The sequence below is a fragment of the Staphylococcus sp. HMSC34C02 genome (genome assembly GCF_001838705.1).
GTDB lineage: Bacteria > Bacillota > Bacilli > Staphylococcales > Staphylococcaceae > Staphylococcus > Staphylococcus borealis.
On the sequence record NZ_KV838572.1, the window covers coordinates 112238 to 134768 of the forward strand.

Annotated in this window: 23 protein-coding genes, 1 pseudogene and 1 riboswitch; of the genes and pseudogenes, 23 read left to right on the forward strand and 1 reads right to left on the reverse strand. The window is 31.1% G+C overall.

The annotated features are described in order from the left end of the window. Window positions 1–4: 4 nt before the first annotated feature. From HMPREF3239_RS05300 to gcvPB, 22 genes and pseudogenes are all read left to right on the forward strand, one after another. Window positions 5–1330, forward strand: coding sequence for a DEAD/DEAH box helicase (locus HMPREF3239_RS05300; RefSeq protein WP_070854961.1), 1326 nt, complete (start codon window positions 5–7; stop codon window positions 1328–1330). 30 nt (window positions 1331–1360) lie between these two features. Further along, window positions 1361–2251 (forward strand): deoxyribonuclease IV, encoded by an 891-nt coding sequence (locus HMPREF3239_RS05305; protein ID WP_053029507.1) that lies wholly within the window; start codon window positions 1361–1363, stop codon window positions 2249–2251. A 232-nt stretch (window positions 2252–2483) separates the two neighbouring features. After that, window positions 2484–3260: a metal ABC transporter ATP-binding protein gene (locus tag HMPREF3239_RS05310; RefSeq protein WP_053029506.1), complete on the forward strand. Its 777-nt coding sequence runs from the start codon at window positions 2484–2486 to the stop codon at window positions 3258–3260. 62 nt (window positions 3261–3322) lie between these two features. Beyond that, window positions 3323–4185, forward strand: a pseudogene (locus HMPREF3239_RS05315) (metal ABC transporter permease). Continuing rightward, window positions 4172–4588: a Fur family transcriptional regulator gene (locus tag HMPREF3239_RS05320; RefSeq protein WP_070854963.1), complete on the forward strand. Its 417-nt coding sequence runs from the start codon at window positions 4172–4174 to the stop codon at window positions 4586–4588. Before HMPREF3239_RS05315 ends, HMPREF3239_RS05320 begins: the two are co-directional and overlap by 14 nt. Window positions 4589–4894: 306 nt before the next feature. Further along, on the forward strand, window positions 4895–5494 hold the full coding sequence (locus HMPREF3239_RS05325) for a superoxide dismutase (RefSeq protein WP_070854964.1): 600 nt from the start codon (window positions 4895–4897) through the stop codon (window positions 5492–5494). Window positions 5495–5621: 127 nt separating this feature from the next. Then, the gene (locus HMPREF3239_RS05330) at window positions 5622–7667 is read left to right on the forward strand and encodes a peptidoglycan D,D-transpeptidase FtsI family protein (protein WP_070854965.1); all 2046 of its coding nucleotides are present in this window, start codon (window positions 5622–5624) and stop codon (window positions 7665–7667) included. A 116-nt stretch (window positions 7668–7783) separates the two neighbouring features. Next, a complete protein-coding gene (gene rpmG / locus HMPREF3239_RS05335) occupies window positions 7784–7933 on the forward strand; it encodes a 50S ribosomal protein L33 (RefSeq protein WP_011275661.1) in 150 nt (49 codons plus the stop codon). A gap of 226 nt (window positions 7934–8159) precedes the next feature. Continuing rightward, window positions 8160–8696, forward strand: coding sequence for a 5-formyltetrahydrofolate cyclo-ligase (locus HMPREF3239_RS05340; protein WP_070854966.1), 537 nt, complete (start codon window positions 8160–8162; stop codon window positions 8694–8696). Between the two features lie 18 nt (window positions 8697–8714). Next, window positions 8715–10172 carry a rhomboid family protein gene (locus HMPREF3239_RS05345; RefSeq protein ID WP_070854967.1) on the forward strand — a complete coding sequence of 486 codons (1458 nt, stop codon included), beginning with the start codon at window positions 8715–8717 and terminating at the stop codon, window positions 10170–10172. Then, on the forward strand, window positions 10156–10359 hold the full coding sequence (locus HMPREF3239_RS05350; RefSeq protein WP_053029500.1) for a YqgQ family protein: 204 nt from the start codon (window positions 10156–10158) through the stop codon (window positions 10357–10359). Before HMPREF3239_RS05345 ends, HMPREF3239_RS05350 begins: the two co-directional genes overlap by 17 nt. Next, entirely contained in the window at window positions 10356–11342 is a 987-nt protein-coding gene (locus tag HMPREF3239_RS05355; RefSeq protein ID WP_053029499.1) for an ROK family glucokinase, read from the forward strand. Before HMPREF3239_RS05350 ends, HMPREF3239_RS05355 begins: the two co-directional genes overlap by 4 nt. Beyond that, window positions 11342–11665, forward strand: coding sequence for an MTH1187 family thiamine-binding protein (locus HMPREF3239_RS05360; protein ID WP_053029498.1), 324 nt, complete (start codon window positions 11342–11344; stop codon window positions 11663–11665). Before HMPREF3239_RS05355 ends, HMPREF3239_RS05360 begins: the two co-directional genes overlap by 1 nt. Window position 11666: 1 nt before the next feature. Beyond that, on the forward strand, window positions 11667–12293 hold the full coding sequence (locus HMPREF3239_RS05365; RefSeq protein WP_053029497.1) for an MBL fold metallo-hydrolase: 627 nt from the start codon (window positions 11667–11669) through the stop codon (window positions 12291–12293). Between the two features lie 51 nt (window positions 12294–12344). Further along, window positions 12345–13319, forward strand: coding sequence for a competence type IV pilus ATPase ComGA (comGA, locus tag HMPREF3239_RS05370; protein WP_070854968.1), 975 nt, complete (start codon window positions 12345–12347; stop codon window positions 13317–13319). Continuing rightward, window positions 13291–14355: a competence type IV pilus assembly protein ComGB gene (gene comGB / locus HMPREF3239_RS05375; RefSeq protein ID WP_070854969.1), complete on the forward strand. Its 1065-nt coding sequence runs from the start codon at window positions 13291–13293 to the stop codon at window positions 14353–14355. The genes comGA and comGB overlap by 29 nt, the downstream gene beginning before the upstream one ends. A 13-nt stretch (window positions 14356–14368) precedes the next feature. Further along, entirely contained in the window at window positions 14369–14689 is a 321-nt protein-coding gene (gene comGC, locus HMPREF3239_RS05380; RefSeq protein ID WP_070854970.1) for a competence type IV pilus major pilin ComGC, read from the forward strand. Beyond that, window positions 14670–15122 (forward strand): competence type IV pilus minor pilin ComGD, encoded by a 453-nt coding sequence (gene comGD / locus HMPREF3239_RS05385; protein WP_256323741.1) that lies wholly within the window; start codon window positions 14670–14672, stop codon window positions 15120–15122. Before comGC ends, comGD begins: the two co-directional genes overlap by 20 nt. Window positions 15123–16015: 893 nt before the next feature. After that, a complete protein-coding gene (locus HMPREF3239_RS05395; RefSeq protein ID WP_070855000.1) occupies window positions 16016–16489 on the forward strand; it encodes a shikimate kinase in 474 nt (157 codons plus the stop codon). Further along, window positions 16486–16601: riboswitch (glycine riboswitch) on the forward strand. It overlaps the preceding gene by 4 nt. Window positions 16602–16677: 76 nt before the next feature. Then, the gene (gene gcvT, locus HMPREF3239_RS05400; RefSeq protein ID WP_053029491.1) at window positions 16678–17769 is read left to right on the forward strand and encodes a glycine cleavage system aminomethyltransferase GcvT; all 1092 of its coding nucleotides are present in this window, start codon (window positions 16678–16680) and stop codon (window positions 17767–17769) included. A gap of 16 nt (window positions 17770–17785) precedes the next feature. Then, the gene (gene gcvPA, locus HMPREF3239_RS05405) at window positions 17786–19138 is read left to right on the forward strand and encodes an aminomethyl-transferring glycine dehydrogenase subunit GcvPA (protein WP_070854973.1); all 1353 of its coding nucleotides are present in this window, start codon (window positions 17786–17788) and stop codon (window positions 19136–19138) included. After that, window positions 19125–20603, forward strand: coding sequence for an aminomethyl-transferring glycine dehydrogenase subunit GcvPB (gene gcvPB, locus HMPREF3239_RS05410; RefSeq protein WP_070854974.1), 1479 nt, complete (start codon window positions 19125–19127; stop codon window positions 20601–20603). The genes gcvPA and gcvPB overlap by 14 nt, the downstream gene beginning before the upstream one ends. 194 nt (window positions 20604–20797) lie before the next feature. Here gcvPB and HMPREF3239_RS05415 read toward each other — a convergent pair whose 3' ends face one another. Beyond that, on the reverse strand, window positions 20798–21184 hold the full coding sequence (locus tag HMPREF3239_RS05415; RefSeq protein ID WP_011275678.1) for a rhodanese-like domain-containing protein: 387 nt from the start codon (window positions 21182–21184) through the stop codon (window positions 20798–20800). A 150-nt stretch (window positions 21185–21334) separates the two neighbouring features. On the opposite strand from HMPREF3239_RS05415, the gene HMPREF3239_RS05420 reads away from it, so the two are divergent. After that, a complete protein-coding gene (locus HMPREF3239_RS05420; RefSeq protein ID WP_070854975.1) occupies window positions 21335–22165 on the forward strand; it encodes a lipoate--protein ligase family protein in 831 nt (276 codons plus the stop codon). The last annotated feature ends 366 nt before the right edge of the window (window positions 22166–22531 follow it).

A 22531-nucleotide genomic window follows, 5' to 3' on the forward strand; every position in this document is an offset into this window, starting at 1 on the left:
ATCGATGGCAACTCACCCATTTGAATTATTTAATTTAGACTCAAAACTTATAGAAGCAATTAAAGACTTAAAATTTGATAAACCAACTGAAATACAAAATAGAATAATTCCAAGAATTAAAAAAGGCGTCAATTTAATAGGTCAATCCCAAACAGGTACAGGAAAATCACATGCATTTTTATTACCACTTATGGATAAAATAGACGAAGAAAACAAAGAACCTCAATCTATTGTGGTAGCGCCAACTAGAGAATTAGCGCAGCAATTATATCAAGCAGCTAGTCATTTAGCTCGTTTTAAACAAGGGGTTAAGGTAAGCCTTTTTATAGGTGGTACAGATATTGAAAAAGATAGACAACGAACTAATAATCAACCTCAATTAGTCATTGGAACACCGACTAGAATTAATGATTTAGCTCAAAGTGGTCATTTACATGCGCATTTGGCATCATACCTCGTTGTTGACGAGGCTGATTTAATGATTGACTTAGGCCTTATCGAAGATGTAGATTTAATTGCTTCACGCCTAGATGAAAATGCACATATAGCAGTTTTCAGTGCTACGATTCCTAAATCATTACAACCATTTTTAAATAAATATCTAAGTAATCCGGAATATGTAGAAGTGGATTCCAAGTCTCAAAATAAAAAAAATATTGAATTCTATTTAATTCCAACTAAAGGAACTGAAAAAGTAGATAAAACACTTCAATTAATCGATATTTTAAATCCATACCTATGTATCGTTTTCTGTAATAGTAGAGATAATGCGGATGAACTGGCAAATTCACTCAATGCTGCTGGAATTAAAGTTGGCATGATACACGGAGGTTTAACACCAAGAGAGCGTAAGCAACAAATGAAACGTATACGTAATTTAGAGTTTCAATTTGTAATCGCAAGTGATTTAGCTTCTCGAGGTATAGACATTGAAGGCGTTAGTCATGTTATTAATTTTGACGTACCTAAAGATATTGACTTTTTCACTCACCGTGTTGGTAGAACAGGTAGAGGTAACTATAAAGGTGTAGCAATCACACTTTATAGTCCTGATGAAGAGAATCTAATTACGTTAATTGAGGATAAAGGCTACCATTTTGAAAATGTTGATGTAAAACATAATGAATTAACACCAATTAAAGCGCATAACACACGACGTAAACGTGAAAGAAAAGATGACCACTTAACAAACGAAGTCAAACATAAAGTACGTAGTAAGACTAAAAATAAAGTAAAACCAGGTTATAAGAAGAAATTTAAACAAGAAGTTGAACGAATGAAAAGACAAGAAAGAAAACAATTTAGTAAGAGACAAAATAGACAGCAATGAAAAAATAATAAAAAAGGTTAGGTGAACATCATGTTAATTGGATCACATGTATCAATGAGTGGGAAAAAAATGTTAGAAGGCTCTGCTGAAGAAGCGCATAAATTAGGTGAATCAACATTTATGATTTATACAGGTGCACCTCAAAACACGCGACGAAAAAGCATTGAAGATCTAAATATTGAAAAAGGCCACGAAGTTATGAATAAATATGGTTTATCTAATCTAGTGGTTCATGCACCATACATTATCAACATTGCAAACACTACAAAGCCCGAAGTTTTTCAGTTAGGTGTAGACTTCCTTCAAAATGAAATAGAACGTACACAAGCACTTGGTGCCAAAGACATCGTTCTGCATCCAGGTGCCCATGTTGGTGCTGGTGCTGAGAAGGGCATTCAACAAATTATCAAAGGGTTAAATGAAGTTTTAACTCATGATAATGATGTGCGTATTGCATTGGAAACTATGGCTGGAAAAGGTTCTGAAGTAGGACGCACGTTCGAAGAAATTGCTCAAATCATTGATGGTGTCACACATAATGATCGATTATCAATCTGTTTTGATACATGTCATACGCATGATGCAGGGTATAATATCAAAGATGATTTTGATGGTGTATTAAATGAATTTGATAAAATTATTGGTTTAGACCGAATAAAAGTGGTTCATGTCAATGACAGTAAAAATGAACAAGGCGCGCATAAAGATAGACATGAAAATATTGGTTTCGGACACATTGGTTTCGATGCACTTAATTATGTAGTGCATCATGATGCTTTTAAAGATATTCCTAAAATTTTAGAAACGCCTTATGTCGGTGAAGATAAGAAAAATAAGAAAGCACCTTATAAATTTGAAATTGAAATGTTAAAGGCACAACAATTCGATTCTGAGTTAAAAAATAAAATTCTTCAGCAATAGTTGTATTATACTGTAAAGTAGTTAGCGATAGTTTTAAGCATTGACTTTGTAATTGCTTAGCACCTAACTAACTCTAAAAATAAAACTTTATTGCTCTAGTTAGCCATATGGGTGGTACAATCAATTCTAAATGAATTTTGTATCACCCTTTTCTAAATAACAAAAACAAGTCGTAAACATTACTATTTACAATATATGAAGTTAATTGTATAGTATTAAACGAGGTGAAATAATGAGCCAACCTGTATTTGAATTAAAAAACATAGATTATTATTTTGAAAATAAGCAAGTATTAGATAACATCAACATTCACATAAATAAAGGTGAATTTTTGGCAATTGTCGGCCCTAATGGCGCTGGTAAGTCAACTTTACTTAAAATCATATTAGGATTACTGCCTTTACAAAAAGGCGAAATATATATTGATGGCAAATCATATAAGAAGCAAAATCAATCGGAATTAAAAATTAGTTATGTTTCACAAAAAGCTACAGCTTTCAATGCTGGATTTCCAGCTAGCGTTAAAGAAGTTGTTCTCAGTGGACTTACAAAAACGAAGAAGTTATTTCAAAGATTCAATAAAAAGGATGAAGCATTAGTTGATACCGTATTAACGAGATTGAATATTCAACATCTTATCAATAAAAATATTGCAGAACTTTCAGGTGGACAACAACAACGTGTATTAATTGCTAGGGCATTAATATCTAATCCCTCCGTACTTGTATTAGATGAACCTACAAATGGTATCGATGCTAAACATGTTAGTGAATTCTATGAAACACTTGAGCAATTAAAGCATGAGGGCATTACAATTATACTAGTTACGCATGATATTGGTGTTGTAGCAGATACAGCAACAGAAGTAGCATGCTTAAATAAACATTTACATTTCCATGGATCGACTGAAGAATTTAAAAAGTTAGATGAAGTTGAAATTTCGAAAATATATGGTCATCCCGTTAAATTTGTAGATCATCAACATAATAGAGAATGTTGCGAAGCTTAAAATTTAATATATTAGGAGTTTAAAAATGAACAGTTTTATCAAACAAGTTAGTGGTGATATCCATGATTGATGCGTTATTAAATTTTGACTTCATGAGATATTCATTACTTAGTGGGATTTTAATAGGGTTTATTGCACCTTTGATTGGTGCTTTTATTGTTGTAAGAAGATTATCTTTGATTGCAGACGCATTAAGTCATGTCACATTAGGCGGCATTTCCTTTGGTATGTTTGTATTGACTTTATCACCTGCACTCGCTATTATCAATCCAATGTGGTTTGGAATATTATTTGCCATTATAGGTGCAATACTAATCGAAAAGTTAAGAACATCATACTCTAATTATCAAGAGATTGCTATTCCTATTATTATGAGTGCTGGGATAGCGCTCAGTGCCATTTTCATCTCCCTTGCTGACGGATTCAACCAAGAGATCGTAGGCTTATTATTTGGTTCAATAAGTGCAGTAAGTCTTAGCGATTTATTAACGGTTGTCGTTATTGCTATAGTTGTCGTGTTATTCATCGTATTATTCTATAAAGAACTATTTATTCTTTCATTTGATGAAGAGTATAGCAAAGTTATAAATATTCCCAAATGGATTCAATTCCTATTTATAGTTATCGTTGCTATGGTTATTTCAGCTTCAATGAGAGTCGTTGGGATTTTATTAGTCAGTGCTTTAATAACATTACCAATTGCTATAGCTATGCGAATTACTAAAGGTTTCAAACAATTAATCATTTTAAGTGTTATAATTGGTGAATTCTCAGTAATATTAGGACTTATACTTGCATTTTATATGAATATTTCACCTGGTGGTGTTATTGTAGTACTATTAGTTTTATTATTAGGACTTACAATGTTATTCCAAAAATCAACCGTAAGACTTAAAAAGGGGAAATAACTTATGAATACAAATGATGCAATTAAAATTTTAAAAGATAACGGTTTGAAATATACAAAAAAACGTGAAGATATGATAAATGTTTTTGTTAATGAAGATAAATATATCAATGCTAAGCATATCCAAAAACAATTAGATAAAAATTATCCAGGCATATCTTTTGATACTATTTACCGTAACTTACACTTATTTAAAGATTTGAAAATTATTGAAAGTACTGAATTAGATGGAGAAATGAAATTTAGAATCGCTTGCATGAATCATCATCATCATCATTTTATTTGTGAAAATTGTGGTGACACTAAAGTTATTGACTATTGCCCAATCGATCAAATTAAATCTTATTTACCAAATGTTGATATTCATACGCATAAGTTAGAAGTTTATGGTGTGTGTGAAGCATGTCAAAAATCAAAATAAATTTTAAATTAATACATTCTACAAACTAAGCGAGCCGGGAGTGGACGACGAATTGAAAAATTCTGTCCACTCCGTTTTTTTAGTCTATTTAAGTGGGAAACCAATTGAAATATAGGTCAAAAGTAGGATTTATCTAAAAATGACGAAATATTGACTCGTATTATGTTTAAAAGCTACCTTTTTGAGATATATTATATAAGTAAGTTGATAATAAGCGTATTAATATTAGTTGCAAGCAAATATTTTGTTGCTTTGTTAATAACTTGTTATTATAAATGTAACGAATTTTTAGGAGGATGATTAAATATGGCTTTTGAATTACCAAATTTACCATATGCAGCAGATACATTAGAACCACACATTGACAAACAAACTATGGAAATCCATCATGACAAACACCACAACACTTATGTTACTAAATTAAATTCTGCAGTTGAGGGTACAGATCTTGAATCTAAATCAATTGAAGAAATTGTTGCTAACTTAGATAGTGTACCTGAAGATATTCAAACAGCTGTTCGTAATAATGGTGGCGGACACTTAAATCACTCATTATTCTGGGAATTATTAACTCCTAATTCTGAAGAAAAAGGTACTGTTGTTGATAAAATTAAAGAACAATGGGGCTCTTTAGACGAATTCAAAAAAGAATTTGCTGATAAAGCAGCAGCTCGTTTCGGTTCAGGTTGGGCTTGGTTAGTAGTTAATAATGGTCAATTAGAAATTGTTACTACACCAAACCAAGATAACCCATTAACTGAAGGTAAAACACCTATCTTAGGCTTAGATGTTTGGGAACACGCTTATTACCTTAAATATCAAAACAAACGTCCAGATTATATCAGTGCTTTCTGGAATGTTGTTAACTGGGAAAAAGTTGACGAATTATATAATGCAACAAAATAATTCTGCTTTTTCAATTTAGCAAGTGGTCTCTTTATGAGGCCACTTTTTTTATGAAAATGATGGTAATATGTCTCATTTTCATATATCATTTATGAGTAAACATGTTTAATAATTGAGGTAGGTTATCTTGCTTAAAAGATTAAAAGAAAAGTCAAATGATGAAAAAATAAAGCACACAATGAATAAACGAATTAGCTTCGTATTTGGTGCTATTATAGTTATATTTGGAATTATAGTTTTAAGATTAGGATATTTACAGATTGCACAAGGTTCACATTACAGTCAATTAGTTAAAAATGACGAGAACATAACTGTAAATGAATCCGTACCTAGAGGGCGAATTCTAGATAGAAATGGAAAAGTCTTAGTAGATAACGCATCTAAACTAACGATTACATACACTAGATCTCGAAAAACAAGTCAAAAAGATATGTTAGATACTGCTAAAAAATTGTCATCTTTAATTTCTATGAAGACAAATAAAATCACTGAAAGAGATAAACAAGATTTTTGGATTCAGAAACATCCTGATGAAGTTGATACATTGATGAAAAAAGAAATGTCGATGCTAAATGAAGGCAGTATCACTCAAGATCAATATGATAAACAGTTATATAAGAAAGTCGGCGATAAACAAATTGAAAGTTTATCAAAAAAAGACTTACAGATTTTAGCAATTTATCGTGAAATGGCTGCTGGTTCTACAATGAATCCACAAACAATTAAAAACGAAGATGTAAGTGAAAAAGAATATGCTGCAGTATCACAACAGTTAGATAATCTTCCAGGTGTCAATACAACAATGGATTGGGATCGTCGCTATCCATATGGAGATACTTTGAGAAGTATATTTGGAAGCGTCTCTACGTCTAGTGAAGGTATTCCTAAAGAATTAACTGAACAATATTTAGCTAAAGGCTATTCTAGAAATGACAGAGTCGGAAAATCTTATTTAGAGTATCAATATGAAGATATTTTACGTGGTAAAAAGAAAGAAATGAAATATACAACTGATAAATCTGGCAAAGTTATCAATTCTGAAGTCATCAATCCTGGTTCTAGAGGTGATGATTTACAATTAACAATTGATATAGATTTACAGAAAAAAGTTGAATCATTATTAGAAAATCAAATAAAAACGTTACGTAGCCAAGGTGCTAAAGATATGGATAATGCGCTAATTGTGGTCCAAAATCCTAAAAATGGTGATATTTTAGCAATGGCAGGAAAACAAATTGATAAAAATGGTAATCTTACTGATTATGATTTAGGTAACTTTACCGGCCAATTTGCAGTTGGATCTTCTGTCAAAGGTGGAACTTTACTAGCAGGATATCAAAATAACGCTATAAAAGTAGGCGAAGAAATGATAGATGAGCCATTGCATTTCAAAGGCGGATTAACTAAGCGTTCATACTTTAATAAAAATGATAAAGTTAGAATTAATGATAAAGAGGCTTTAATGCATTCATCTAACGTTTATATGTTTAAAACCGCACTGAAATTAGCTGGTGATCCTTATTATAGTGGTATGGGCTTACCTTCAGATATAAGGGAAGCTGGTCAGAAATTAAGAAAAGGGCTTAACCAAGTTGGATTAGGTGTTAAGACAGGTATTGATTTACCGAATGAAACAATAGGTCAAATTGAACCCTTAACCAATAATTCAGGAAATTACCTTGATTTGTCAATTGGACAATATGATACGTATAGTCCAATCCAGTTATCACAATACGTTTCTACAATTGCAAATGATGGATATAGAATCCAACCACATATAGGTTTGGCAATTCATGATGCTACAAATAGTGATGATATCGGTCCAGTTAAACAAAAAATTAAAGGCAATGTCTTAAACAAAGTAAATAATTCAGAAGATGAAATTAAAGAAGTACAAAAAGGATTTGAAATGGCATTCAATGAAAAAGATGGAACAGGCTATTCAAGTTTCCACAAAACAAAAGTACCTTCTGCAGGGAAAACTGGTACTGCCGAAGTATTCCAAGATGGTGAATCAAGAGTTAATTCAACTTATATAGGTTATGCACCAATCAAAAATCCTAAACTATCATTTTCAATTGTTTACACGAATCAACCCGTTCCACCACCATGGTTAAATGGTGGAGATTTAGGTAGAGACGTCATTAATTATTATTTTGATGATAAAAAGTAACCAATTCACTTTTAATTGATTGAAATTATTAATGTATAAAAAATAATACTTTTCAATTATTGTACTAAGTGGTATGATAATAAAGTCGTATTTAGAAAAGGTAAGGAGGATTTAACATGCGCGTAAATGTAACATTAGCTTGTACAGAATGTGGAGATAGAAACTATATTTCTACTAAAAACAAAAGAACTAATCCTGAACGTGTTGAAATGAAAAAATATTGTTCACGTGATAATAAACACACTTTACACCGTGAAACTAAATAATAGCTAACTAAAGCTTTATAAAAATAATTAAAGGCTACAATGCAAATTTGTAGTAGCTAACTAAGCTGATAAGAACTTGTTTAGAGTTTTTATCAGCTTTTATTACTTTAAGGAGGCAAGACAATCATTCATAAGAATGCCGTCTGCCTCCTTTTTTATTTCATCTAAATGACATCACCTTTTAATAACGTTATAATATATATAGTGTTAAAAGGGTGGGGATTTTATGAGTAAAAAAGAGATTAGAAAAGATATATTATCTCGAATGAAACAATTAAACAAAGAACACAAACAACAAGCAGACACTTGGTTAAAAAATCAATTGGTTAATAGTCAAGTATATAAAAATGCTAATAGGATAGGTATTGTCTTATCTATGCCTCATGAGGTTGATACATACCCAATTATCGAATCGATGTTAGCTGATAATAAACATGTCTTCGTTCCTGACACAAACTATAAGTTGAAAGAAATGAAGTTTAAAGAAATATTATCTTTTAATAGTCTTGAAAAAGATGAAAAAGGCTTATTATATGTTAATGAAGATACTGAAATCACTGATAACCTAGATTTGATAGTTGTTCCTGGTGTAGCATTTAGAAATGATGGCTATCGTATAGGCTATGGTGGGGGATATTATGATCGGTTTTTAAGTCAGTCTGAAGCTAGTACTGTTAGCTTACTCTATGACTTGCAACTATCACAGTTCGATATTGAGTCTCATGACCAACCTGTTGACGAACTAATCATCTTTAATACTTAATTATATTTGGAGGAATTAATGGATACAGAAAAATACTTCTGGAAGTCTATCTATTATTTTATTAAATATTATAACTTTGACTTTGTTAATATTGATAAAAATGATAGTGAAGTCTGGCTAATACATAAAAAAAAGAATACGCTAGCGATATTTAGAAAAGAGATCGTCTCTAACCAAGAAATTCAGTTTGATAAAGCGAAAATGATTGATAATTACAAGCAATTTGAAAATGAGCTTAATTGCAAACTAAAAAACATTAATTACTATTATTTTACTGAACAAGCATTTCAGTATGATGAATTCGCTGAATCTAGTCCAATTAAAATAGAGTGTGTACGCATCGCTAATAACAATGATTTACACAAATTGATTCATCAACAGTTATTAACTAAGTTATTATTCAAAAAAGATAACAAGCTTTCTACTTATTATAAAAGGTGCGTATTATCAAATAATCCAATTGATAAACATATGTTACGTTTCACCCCAATGACATATGGCTTAATCACAGTCAATGTATTGATATGGTTAATTATGATACTCTATTTAAACCATTTTTCAGACGTTAAATTATTAGATTTAGGTGGTTTAGTACACTTTAATGTCGTTCATGGCGAATGGTATCGACTGATTACCTCCATGTTTTTACATTTTAATTTTGAACATATTTTAATGAATATGTTGTCATTATTTATTTTCGGGAAAATTGTTGAATCAATCGTTGGTCCATTGAAAATGTTAGGCATATATATTATTTCTGGTTTACTTGGTAATTTTATATCCCTATCATTTAATATTCATACTGTTTCAGTTGGAGCGAGTGGCGCAATTTTTGGTCTAATAGGCGCTATTTTCGCGATGATGTTTGTTAGTAAGACGTTTACTCGAAAGGTAATTGGCCAAATGTTAATCGCCTTATTAGTGTTGATAGTCTTATCATTATTTATGTCTAATATTAATATAATGGCACATCTTGGCGGATTTATTGGTGGCGTTTTAATTACCTTAATTGGCTATTATTTTTGGACAAATCGAAATTTATTTTGGGTTTTCTTAATTATATTACTTGTTTTATTTGTAGCTTTACAAGTAAGAATTTTTACTATTAAAGAACAAAATATATATGATAAATTAATCGAAGATGCCATCTTAGATTATGATTATAAAGAGGCTAGTTCAATCGTTAATCATACGATTGATAAAGGTTATGATGATGATCGAACTTATTATTTAAAAGGATTAATAACAGCTACAACAAGTTCAAGAGCAGAAGGAATGGCAGATTGGGAACGCGGACTAAAAAATCATCCTAATTCCGGTCTTTTAAATTATGAATTGGCAATAGCTAATAGAGCGCTTGATGATAATGAAAAGGCACTCACTTATGTAAAAAAAGCTTTAGCTATTGATTCGAATAATAATAATTATCAAAATTTAAAAAAAGAGTTGGAAAAGACAAATGAATCGAGAAATTAATAATTTCTATGATGTATTACAACTTCTGAAACGTTATGGTTTTATAATTTATTTTAAAAATCCAAACGATATGTATGAAATGATGTTACAAGAAATCAAATCATTACATCATTACGAATTATTATCTAAAGATGAATATCTAAAATGTATTTTACTAATTAACCAAAGAAGGAATGAGCATAAATGAAAAATATTATTTTAGCAGCTGATATTGGTGGGACAACTTGTAAACTTGGTATATTCGACGGTGAGCTTGAGCAACTACACAAATGGTCAATCAAAACAGATACGTCTGACCATACGGGTAAAACCTTATTAAAGAATATCTATGATTCATTTATAGAAACACTTGCAACACATCAATTAAATATCGATGATGTGATCGGTGTCGGGATAGGTGTGCCGGGTCCTGTTGATTTCGAAACAGGTATTGTTAATGGGGCAGTCAATTTACATTGGCCTGGAAATGTTAATGTTCGTCAAATATTTAGTGAATTTGTTAACTGTCCAGTTTATGTAGATAATGATGCTAACGTAGCAGCCTTAGGAGAAAAGCATAAAGGTGCAGGTCAAGGTGCTGATGACGTCGTTGCAATCACTTTAGGTACAGGTTTAGGTGGCGGTATTATCTCAAACGGTGAACTTGTACATGGTCATAATGGTTCTGGCGCAGAAATAGGTCATATCCGAACTGATTTTGACCAACGCTTTAATTGTAATTGTGGTAAATCTGGTTGTATAGAGACCGTTGCCTCAGCTACGGGAGTTGTTAATTTAATTGATTTCTATTATCCTAAATTAACATTTAAATCATCAATATTACCGTTAATTAAAGAAAATAAAGTGACAGCTAAAGCTGTATTTGATGCAGCTAAAGCAGGAGACCAATTCTGTATTTTTATTACTGAAAAAGTTGCAAATCATATTGCATACTTATGTAGTATTATTAGCGCAACAAGTAATCCAAAATATATTGTTTTAGGTGGTGGTATGTCTACTGCTGGATTAATTTTAATTGAAAACATTAAAACAGAGTATCACAACTTAACATTCACTCCTGCTCAGAAGGATACAGAAATTGTACAAGCACAACTAGGTAACGACGCTGGCATCACTGGTGCAGCAGGACTAATTAAAACATATATACTAGAAAAGGATGGTGTTAAATAATGGCAATTGTCGATGTTGTTATTATTCCAGTTGGAACTGAAGGTCCAAGTGTTAGTAAATATATTGCAGAAATACAAATGAAACTTGAATCATTTAAGCAAGAAGGTAAAATTGATTATCAATTAACACCTATGAATACACTTATTGAAGGCGATCTAAAAGACTTGTTTGAAGTAGTACAAGCAATTCATGAATTACCATTCAACAAAGGTATAGATAGAGTATGCACAAACTTGCGAATAGACGATAGACGAGACAAAACACGTAAAATGAACGACAAATTAAAGTCTGTGCAGAAACATATCGATAAACAAGGAGAATAATATGAGAATCTCAAGCTTGAGTTTAGGATTAGTAGATACTAATGCGTACTTTGTCGAGAATGAAGACAGCGTTATTTTAATTGATCCGGCTGGTGAATCAGATAAAATCTTTAAAAAATTAAATCAAATTAACAAGCCATTAAAAGCAATTTTATTAACACATGCGCACTTTGATCATATTGCAGCTTTAGATGAAGTAATTAATAAATATGATGTTCCATTGTACATGCATAAAGAAGAATTCAGTTTTCTGACTGATTCTGAAAAAAATGGTTCTGCTAAGTTTAAACAGTATGGTATGCCTTTAATCACTAGCGAAGCCAAACCATTAGAATTAGACGAAGGAAAACATCACATTGCTGATTTTGAGTTTAATGTACTTCATACACCTGGTCATTCTCCAGGAAGTTTGACGTATGTGTTTAAGGAATTCGCAGTAGTTGGTGATACTTTGTTCAATAATGGAATTGGACGTACAGATTTATATCGTGGCGATTATGAAACACTTGTTGATTCAATTAAAGATAAATTATTTGAATTAGAAGGTGATTTACCATTATTCCCTGGTCATGGCCCGTATACAACTGTGGATGATGAACAGTTAAATCCATTTTTAGATGGACAATAAAATAAAGTAATTTCTTTTCCTCCTACGTTTATATATGTAGGAGGTGTTTTTTTGAAGTTACTATTCAGAGAAATTGTAAATAAGGCCATTACAAAAAATGCGAGTGATATACATTTCATCCCTTCAGTAGATGAAGTACATATTAAGTTTAGAATTAATGACTCTCTTGAACTATATGAAACCTTTAACTTAGATGTATATCAGAAATTACTCGTATTTATGAAATTCAGATCTGGTTTAGATGTTTCTTCACAACAAATTGCTCAAAGTGGTCGATATACCTATCAAGCTAAATCTACTTACTATTTAAGAATTTCAACTTTACCATTATCATTAGGGCTAGAAAGCTGTGTAATAAGGATAATCCCTCAATATTTTAAAGCTAAGAAAGAATATAAAGCGTTTGAAGATTTTAAGCATTTAGTAAATAAGAAGCAAGGTTTAATTTTATTCACTGGTCCAACAGGTTCTGGTAAAAGTACATTGATGTATCAGATGGTGCTACACGCTTACAAAGAATTAAATTTGAACGTCATCACTATTGAAAACCCGGTAGAACAATTACTTAAAGGCATTACTCAAGTATCCATTAATAAAAAAGCAGGAATTGATTATGTTAGTTCATTCAAAGCAATATTGAGGTGTGATCCAGATATAATTTTAATAGGGGAAATACGAGATGCTGAAGTAGCTAAATGTGTAATTCAAGCAAGTTTAAGCGGTCACCTAGTTCTATCGACAATGCATTCTGCTAATTGCAAAGGCGCTCTATTGAGGTTAATTGAAATGGGAATTTCAAAACAAGAATTAACGCAATCTATCAATATTATTTCAAATCAAAGGTTAATTACAACAACACAGAACGAACGACGTCTAATTTGTGAAACGATTGATAGGCATCAAATTGAATATTTTTTTGATCATAAACAAACTTTACCGCATAATTTTAATAATCTTGAACATCAATTAAATTTATTATCCAAAGAAGGAACGATTTGTGAAGATACTGCAAACAAATATTTTTAATTTTCCATCAAAGAATTTAACTAGTGCTCAAATGATACATTTACTAGAAACGCTGACGAACTTATTAAAAAGTGGGTTTACATTACTTGAAAGTTTTGAATTTATCAATTTATATTTTAAATACAGAGATAAAGAATTAAATAATAAAATTATGACATCTATTAAAACAGGTAAAACATGCTATGATATTTTACAATTAATAGGTTATCCTAATTCAATCACCACTCAAGTATATTTTTCACAAAAATATGGAACTCTAGAAGATGCTTTAGAAGAGTCTATAAAATATATGAAAACAAACTTATCTGCAAAACAAAAAGTGATTAAAGCAGTTCAATATCCATTGTTATTATGCACCGTTTTCATGTGCATGATTATTGTTTTGAATTATACTGTAATCCCTCAATTTGAACAATTATACGTATCTATGGATGTTAATTTATCATTTTATCAAAAATTTTTAACATCTATGATTACCTCTTTACCAACAATTATCTTTATAAGTTTCATCATCTTACTTATAACGATTTCATCATTCATCATCATTCTATTTCGCTTGAATACCTCAAAAAAAGTACTTATTTTATCGTCATTACCATTAATCAACAATTATTATAAAATTTTTAAAACGTATCAACTCTCTAATGATTTAAGCTTATTTTATAAGAACGGTGTGAGTTTACAGGACATCGTTACAACTTACTTAGCTCAAAAAGAGAATGACTATTTAACTTATCTGGGAGATTTTCTAATGGATAAAACTAATAATGGCCTTTCTTTGGCAAATAGCCTGGCTATGATGCCTTGCTTTCAAGATGACTTGATTAAATTTATACAGCAAGGAGAAAAAAGTGGCAAATTAGATGTTGAACTAAAAATATACGCAACTATACTCATTAACCGATTTCAAGAAAAATCTGTTCAACATACTAAAGTGATTCAACCCATTATTTTTCTATTCTTAGGCATATTCATTGTTAGTTTGTACTTAGTTATAATGCTACCTATGTTTCAATTAATGCAAAATATTAAATAATAAGGAGTTTTATATGAAGAGAACCGTTAAAAATATGAAGAAGTTAAAAGCCTTTACACTTATTGAAATGTTATTAGTATTGCTCATTATTAGCGTTCTATTAATATTAATCATTCCCAATATTGCTAAACAAACTGCTCATATACAGTCCACAGGCTGTGAGGCACAAGTAAAAATGGTAAATAGTCAGATAGAAGCCTATACTCTAAAGCATAATCGTGCCCCAACTAATATAAATGAACTTATTGCAGAAGGTTTAATAAAAGACGGACAAAAACAATGTCGCTCTGGAGAAACTATTTCTATATCAAATGGTGAGGCAATTGCGAATTAATAAATTGCCTGGATTTACACTACTTGAAACATTACTCACTTTAATTATTTTAATCATTTTCTTAAGCATTTCCCCATATATTTATAAAACAAATCATTTAAATTTATTTGAGAGTAGATTAAAAATCAATAATATTATTGCTCAATTTGAATATCTTAAATCAAAAGCAATTGCCGAAAATCAATCTATCACAATAGTACTTAATAAGAATGCTTCAGAAATGAAAGTGATAGAACAGAATGGAAAAAAGTACACATTAAGTTTATTTGGAGCAAAGATAAGCTCTGTTGCAAAAGTACAAACACTCACATTTAATAATGAAGGGAAAATAAATCATTTTGGATCAATTATTTTAAAATATAAAACACACTTTTACAGAATAATTTTCCATATAGATAAAGGAAGGATACGTTTTGTCAAATTATCAAGTTAAAGGAAGTCTATTAATTGATAGTTTATTTAGTTTTATGGTGATGTCAGTCATCACTTTAACTTTTTTGCCACTATTACAACAATTCAATGTCAATTTGCGAAACCAATACGATATGCTAGATATGAAACATGCAATCATGACTAGTCATAAATATTACAGCCTTAATGAACTCAAAAAAGGAATTAACATAGGGAAAAATGAAATTAAACTTTACAAAAATACGATATGTAATAACAATAATTCAGCAAAGAGAAAAGTTTGCATCCGACTTAGTAATTAAAGGTTTTACATTTATTGAAATGCTTATTTCTTTATTCATTACGATCCTCATTTTAACTGTAATGCCAAATTTAATTCGTTTGACCGATACATATTTAATTAACGCTTATGAATTTGATCAGTCCGAATATTCATTTTTTCAAGTAGACCTAAATAAAATGACTAATTCTAAAACAATTACTATGAAATTGATAAACAATCATACTATTATGATTCAACGACAACATCAAAATGACTATATTAAGTTCCAGAATCATAAGATTATTTTTGAAAGCAATAGTAAAGGAAATATCACGCTCTTAAATAATGTACTAGACGCGAATTTTATATCTAGGCAACGAGGAATTATAGAAGTAATTTTAAGAATTGGAAATGAGGTGAATTATTATGACAAAACACTCTTTATATAAGTTTAGTGGGTTCATGAGCACTTACACTTTGCTAATTTTTATTATTTATTTGTCTGTCATCACTTTTTATACAACTCAATATAGTTTAAAATTGAAGACAATTCATAACATGAGTAGTTTTTATGACCAACAAATTAATCAACTATTTGACAAAAGGTGAGGCTATTGAATAAGAAAAATTCACCAATAATACTTATTGGCTTTATGGGTACAGGTAAAAGCACTATAGGAGAATATTTATCCTTAGAGAAACAATTGAGTTTCATAGATTTAGATATTTACATTGAAATCAGAGAAAATAAAACAATACCTGACATTTTTAAAGATATCGGAGAAATAGGATTTAGAGAATTAGAGTATAAATATTTATCGGAATGTACACAAAAATATGATGTCATTGCTACTGGTGGTGGTATTATCGAATACTCTAAATCATTAAATTATTTAAAACAGTATAAATACATTTTTTGGCTAGATTGTGACATAGATATTATCTTCAAAAGAGTTTTGAACGATAAACATAGACCAAATGCAATTGATAAATCTAAAAAACAGTTAAATAACTTGTATTTATCAAGGATTTCAAGATATAATGAAATCGCATTCATGAAAGTGAATAGTGATAAAACAATCAAAGAAATTTATAATGATATTATAAATTATCTATCTTGCGGTTGATCAGTATTAGAGAGAATAAAAATATTTTACTTAATTTAAAGTATCATCATTTTTATCGCCGAAGGTGCAAGTTAACTACTAAACTCTCAGGCAAAAGGATAATACTGTTACGCATTCCTGGATTAAGTGTATAAACAGGGTAGCTATTTGCTACTCTGTTTTTTATAAAAAATATAGGGGGTTTTCTAATGACAAGCGAATTAAAAAAAACACCATTGTATCAAAATTATGTAGATAGTGGTGCAAAAATTGTAGAATTCGGTGGATGGGCAATGCCTGTTCAATTTACAAGTATCAAAGAAGAACATAACGCAGTTAGATATGAAATAGGTATGTTCGATGTAAGCCACATGGGAGAAATCTCTATTAAAGGCAATGATGCTAGTAAATTTGTCCAATACTTACTTTCAAACGATACTAATAACCTAACTGACACTAAAGCTCAATATACTGCTTTATGTAATGAAGAGGGTGGTATTATTGATGATTTAGTAACATATAAAGTTGGCGATAATGATTATTTATTAATCGTTAATGCTGCTAACACAGATAAAGACTTTGCTTGGGTTGAAAAACATGCATCTAAATTCGATGTTGAAGTGTCAAATGTTTCTGATCAATTTGGTCAATTAGCAGTTCAAGGACCTAAAGCAAGAGATTTAGTTAGTGAATTAGTCGATATTGATGTAAGTGAAATGAAACCATTTGATTTCCAACAAGATGTTACTTTATTTGGAAAAAATGTTATTTTATCTCAATCTGGTTATACAGGTGAAGACGGATTCGAAATCTACTGTGATGCAAAAGATACTGTAGATATTTGGAACGGCTTTATTGAACATAAAGTAGTACCATGTGGTCTTGGTGCACGTGATACTTTAAGATTAGAAGCTGGCTTACCTTTACATGGTCAAGATTTAACTGAATCTATTACACCTTATGAAGGCGGAATTGCCTTTGCTGCTAAACCATTAATTGAAGAAGATTTCATTGGTAAATCAGTATTAAAAGACCAAAAAGAAAATGGTTCAGAACGTAGAACTGTTGGTTTAGAATTACTTGATAAAGGTATTGCTAGAACTGGCTATCCAGTATTAGACCTTGACGGTAATGAAATTGGTGAAGTTACTTCAGGTACACAAGCACCATCTTCAGGTAAATCTATCGCAATGGCAATCATTAAGCGAGATGAGTTTGAAATGGGTCGTGAACTTTTAGTTCAAGTACGTAAAAGACAACTCAAAGCTAAAATTGTTAAGAAAAACCAAATTGAAAAATAATTAAGGGGTGTGTATTGTGAGTCATCGTTATATACCATTAACAGAAAAAGATAAAAAAGAAATGTTAGATAAAATTGGCGCTAGTTCAATTAATGAATTATTTGGAGATGTGCCAGAGGATATCTTATTAAATAGAGACTTAAATATTGCTTGTGGTGAAGCTGAAACTTCACTTTTAAGAAGATTGAATACAATTGCTAATAAAAACGTAACTAAAGAAACTCATACGTCTTTCTTAGGTGCAGGTGTGTATGATCATTATGCTCCAGCAGTTGTAGATGCTATGATTTCTCGTTCAGAATTCTATACAGCTTATACGCCATATCAACCTGAAATATCTCAGGGTGAGTTACAAGCTATTTTTGAATTCCAAACATTAATTTGTGAATTAACAGATATGGATGTAGCAAACTCATCTATGTATGACGGCATCACAAGTTTTGCTGAGGCTTGTATCTTAGCATTTAATCACACTAAGAAAAATAAAATCGTAGTTTCTAAAGGACTTCATTATCAAGCTCTTCAAGTACTAAAAACTTACGTTAAAGTTAGAGAAGAATTTGAAATAGTAGAAGTTGACTTAGATGGTACAATTACAGACTTAGAAAAATTAGAACAAGCAGTAGATGATGAAACTGCAGCAGTTGCAGTTCAATATCCAAACTTCTATGGTTCTATTGAAGATTTAGAAAAAATCCAATCATTTATCGAAGGTAAAAAAGCATTATTTATCGTTTATGCTAATCCATTAGCTTTAGGATTATTAACACCTCCAGGTTCATTCGGAGCAGATATCGTAGTCGGAGACACACAACCATTTGGTATCCCAACACAATTTGGTGGACCTCATTGTGGTTACTTTGCTACAACTAAAAAATTAATGCGTAAAGTTCCTGGTAGATTAGTAGGACAAACTCAAGATGATGAAGGTAACCGCGGATTTGTTCTTACTTTACAAGCTCGTGAACAACATATCCGTCGTGATAAAGCTACTTCAAATATTTGTTCTAACCAAGCCTTAAACGCACTTGCATCATCAATTGCTATGTCAGCACTTGGTAAACAAGGTATTTATGATATTGCAGTTCAAAACTTAGAACACGCAAATTATGCTAAAAAACAATTTAAAGACAACGGTTTTGAAGTTCTTGATGGTACTTCATTCAATGAATTTGTTGTTAAATTCGACCAACCAATCAAAGATATAAATAAAAAGCTAGCTGAGGAAGGTTTCATTGGAGGCTTTGACTTAGGAGAAGCTTCAACAGACTTCGAAAACCATATGCTAATTGCTGTTACTGAATTAAGAACTAAAGATGAAATTGATACATTTGTTAAGAAAGCTGGTGAGCTAAATGGTAGTAAGTAAATCAAGTCCATTAATTTTTGAAAGATCAAGAGCAGGTAGATATGCATACTCATTACCTCAAAGCGATATTAAAACAGATTCAGTTGAGAGTATTCTTGACGATAAATTTATCCGTAAAAACAAAGCGGAATTTCCTGAAGTTGCTGAATTAGATTTAGTACGTCACTATACTGAATTATCTAATAAAAACTTCGGTGTTGATTCAGGTTTCTATCCCTTAGGATCTTGTACTATGAAATATAATCCAAAAATCAACGAGAAAGTAGCTCGTATTCCTGGATTTGCTGAATCACATCCATTACAAGAAGAAGATCAAGTTCAAGGTTCTTTAGAAGTTGTATACAGTTTACAAGAAGAACTTAAAGAAATTACTGGTATGGATGAAGTGACATTACAACCAGCTGCAGGTGCGCATGGTGAATGGACGGCTTTAATGATTTTCAAAGCATACCATTTAGATAATGGTGAAGGTCACCGTGATGAAGTAATCGTTCCTGACTCAGCACACGGTACAAACCCTGCATCTGCGTCATTTGCTGGATTTAAAGCTGTTACTGTTAAATCAAATGAACGTGGCGAAGTTGATATCGAAGACTTAAAACGTGTTGTTAACGAAAACACTGCTGCGATCATGTTAACAAACCCAAATACACTAGGTATTTTCGAGAAAAACATCATGGAAATCCGAGAAATTGTGCATGCAGCTGGCGGATTATTATACTATGATGGTGCAAACTTAAATGCCATCATGGATAAAGTACGTCCAGGAGACATGGGATTTGACGCAGTACACTTAAACTTACACAAAACATTCACTGGCCCTCACGGTGGCGGTGGCCCTGGTTCAGGACCAGTTGGTGTAAAAAAAGAATTAGCTAGTTATTTACCAAAACCAATGGTAATCAAAGATGGAGATACATTCAAATATGATAATGATATTAAAAACTCTATCGGAAGAGTTAAACCATTCTATGGTAACTTTGGTATCTATTTAAGAGCATACACATATATTAGAACAATGGGTGCGGAAGGTTTAAGAGAGGTTTCTGAAGCAGCAGTTCTAAATGCTAACTATATTAAAGCTAGCTTAAAAGACCACTACGAAATTCCATATGAACAATATTGTAAACATGAATTCGTATTAAGTGGATCTAAACAAAAAGAACATGGTGTTCGTACTTTAGATATGGCTAAACGTTTATTAGACTTCGGCGTACATCCACCAACAATTTACTTCCCACTAAATGTAGAGGAAGGTATGATGATTGAACCAACTGAGACAGAATCTAAAGAAACATTAGATTACTTTATTGATTCAATGATTGAAATTGCTGAAGAAGCTAAAAATGAACCTGATACAGTCTTAGAAGCACCACACAGTACAATCATTGATAGATTAGATGAAACTACTGCTGCACGTAAGCCTGTATTGAAATTTGAAAACCTTCACGAAGAAAAAGAATAATATTCAATTCTTGTCCCTGTAACCTTATAAATGGTTATAGGGACTATTTATATACATAAATTTGTACTTTGAAATTATACGTATTGTTAACACAATTTAAGAGAAATTATTATAATACGCATAGATTTGTTACATTAAAGGCGTAAAAAAACTCTTAAAGATTTTATCTTTAAGAGTTCATAACAGACATACGATTATTTTTTTGTTTTAATCTTACCAGTCCATTTTTTGTATCCGCCTTTTAACATATAAATATCTTTATAGCCATTCTTTTTAAGAATACGGGCTGCACGATAACCTGCAACACCATTTGCATCACAAAGATAAATTGGTTGATCTTTACGTAAACCTTGATATCTTTGACTAAACATTGATATTGGAATGTTGCGAGCGCCGTTTATATGGCCGTAATCATAGTCTACTTTTTCACGAACATCAATCACTTGAGCTTTTCTTAAACCTTTATGAAATTCATTTTGCTCAAGTTCAGTTACTGCTCGTTTATTCATAAACCAATTTCCAAGCATATATAAAATAATAATGACTATAATAGCTAAAGCTATAATCAAAGATACATTCATATTGCATCCTCCCTAATTAACCGATATTATAATTATAAGACTGTTAGCTAAATTTATCAAAATTTTTTATTAGCTATTTTTATCAAAGTTTTATATGTAAAATTTAATATTTTCTTTAGTTAATTATATATTGTGATTGGAGTTTGTTTTATGACAGAGACATGGAATTTTATAAATACAGGAAGTCACGATCCATATTATAATATGGCAATGGATGAAGCGCTTTTAAACTTTGTATCAAGAGGGGAAATCGATCCTGTTGTTAGATTTTACACTTGGAATCCCGCAACATTATCAGTGGGATATTTTCAAAGATTAAAAAAAGAAATCGACATTGATAAAGTAAAAGAAAAAGGATTCGGATTAGTTCGAAGACAAACGGGTGGTAGAGGTGTACTTCATGATAAAGAATTAACATATAGTGTTATTGTGTCAGAAGAACATCCTAATATGCCTTCTACTGTAACTGAAGCGTATCGTGTTATTTCTGAAGGGTTACTTGAAGGATTTAAATTACTAGGATTTGAAGCATATTTTGCGATTCCGCGGTCAAAAGAAGAACGAGAAAAATTAAAACAACCAAGAAGTGCCGTATGTTTTGACGCGCCAAGTTGGTATGAATTAGTTGTTGAGGGTAGAAAAATTGCAGGAAGTGCTCAAACTAGACAAAAAGGCGTCATTTTACAGCATGGTTCTTTATTACAAGATGTTGATGTTGATGAACTTTTCGACATGTTCACTTTTAAAAATGATCGTCTTAAACATAAAATGAAAAAAGCATTTGTAGATAAAGCAGTGGCAATCAACGATATTGCTGATAGACATATAACAATTGAGGAAATGGAAAAAGCATTTGAAGAAGGCTTTAAAAAAGGATTAAATATTGAATTTAAACCACTTATTTTATCTGATAAGCAGATGGAAGAAGTAAAAGAATTAGAAGAAAAATATCGTTCTGATGAATGGTTATATAAAAAATAAAAAGCCAGTAAATGTGTTTTTAAATTGATGTGCACTCTAAAAATTAGAATTAAATTCTGACTTTATAGGGTGCACTTTTATTTTAGTCAACCACTGCCAATATATATTTATAGGGAGTGGGACAGAATTCATTTTAAATTCGTCGTCCCACTCCCAGCTTGCTTTGCTTGTGGAATTTCTTAATGAAATTCTCTCTGCTGGGGCCCCGACTCCCAGCTTGCTTTGCTTGAGAATTTCTTGATGAAGTTCTCTTTGCTGGGGCCCCAAGGATGACTAGATCTGAGAAAAGCTTGAATTAAGTGCCTTCTCAGTACAGTCAGCTACTGCGAATGTGCAAAATAGCATTATTATATTATTTATGTCCCA

Coding starts and splice junctions, on each gene's coding strand:
- HMPREF3239_RS05305 (WP_053029507.1), top strand. CDS start 1,361: ATGTTAATTGGATCACATGTATCAATGAGTGGGAAAAAAATGTTAGAA.
- HMPREF3239_RS05420 (WP_070854975.1), top strand. CDS start 21,335: ATGACAGAGACATGGAATTTTATAAATACAGGAAGTCACGATCCATAT.
- HMPREF3239_RS05345 (WP_070854967.1), top strand. CDS start 8,715: ATGGATACAGAAAAATACTTCTGGAAGTCTATCTATTATTTTATTAAA.
- HMPREF3239_RS05415 (WP_011275678.1), bottom strand. CDS start 21,184: ATGAATGTATCTTTGATTATAGCTTTAGCTATTATAGTCATTATTATT.
- HMPREF3239_RS05360 (WP_053029498.1), top strand. CDS start 11,342: ATGGCAATTGTCGATGTTGTTATTATTCCAGTTGGAACTGAAGGTCCA.
- HMPREF3239_RS05355 (WP_053029499.1), top strand. CDS start 10,356: ATGAAAAATATTATTTTAGCAGCTGATATTGGTGGGACAACTTGTAAA.
- HMPREF3239_RS05320 (WP_070854963.1), top strand. CDS start 4,172: ATGAATACAAATGATGCAATTAAAATTTTAAAAGATAACGGTTTGAAA.
- HMPREF3239_RS05350 (WP_053029500.1), top strand. CDS start 10,156: ATGAATCGAGAAATTAATAATTTCTATGATGTATTACAACTTCTGAAA.
- HMPREF3239_RS05395 (WP_070855000.1), top strand. CDS start 16,016: ATGGGTACAGGTAAAAGCACTATAGGAGAATATTTATCCTTAGAGAAA.
- HMPREF3239_RS05300 (WP_070854961.1), top strand. CDS start 5: ATGGCAACTCACCCATTTGAATTATTTAATTTAGACTCAAAACTTATA.
- HMPREF3239_RS05365 (WP_053029497.1), top strand. CDS start 11,667: ATGAGAATCTCAAGCTTGAGTTTAGGATTAGTAGATACTAATGCGTAC.
- comGC (WP_070854970.1), top strand. CDS start 14,369: ATGAAGAGAACCGTTAAAAATATGAAGAAGTTAAAAGCCTTTACACTT.
- HMPREF3239_RS05310 (WP_053029506.1), top strand. CDS start 2,484: ATGAGCCAACCTGTATTTGAATTAAAAAACATAGATTATTATTTTGAA.
- HMPREF3239_RS05340 (WP_070854966.1), top strand. CDS start 8,160: ATGAGTAAAAAAGAGATTAGAAAAGATATATTATCTCGAATGAAACAA.
- gcvT (WP_053029491.1), top strand. CDS start 16,678: ATGACAAGCGAATTAAAAAAAACACCATTGTATCAAAATTATGTAGAT.
- HMPREF3239_RS05325 (WP_070854964.1), top strand. CDS start 4,895: ATGGCTTTTGAATTACCAAATTTACCATATGCAGCAGATACATTAGAA.
- rpmG (WP_011275661.1), top strand. CDS start 7,784: ATGCGCGTAAATGTAACATTAGCTTGTACAGAATGTGGAGATAGAAAC.
- gcvPB (WP_070854974.1), top strand. CDS start 19,125: ATGGTAGTAAGTAAATCAAGTCCATTAATTTTTGAAAGATCAAGAGCA.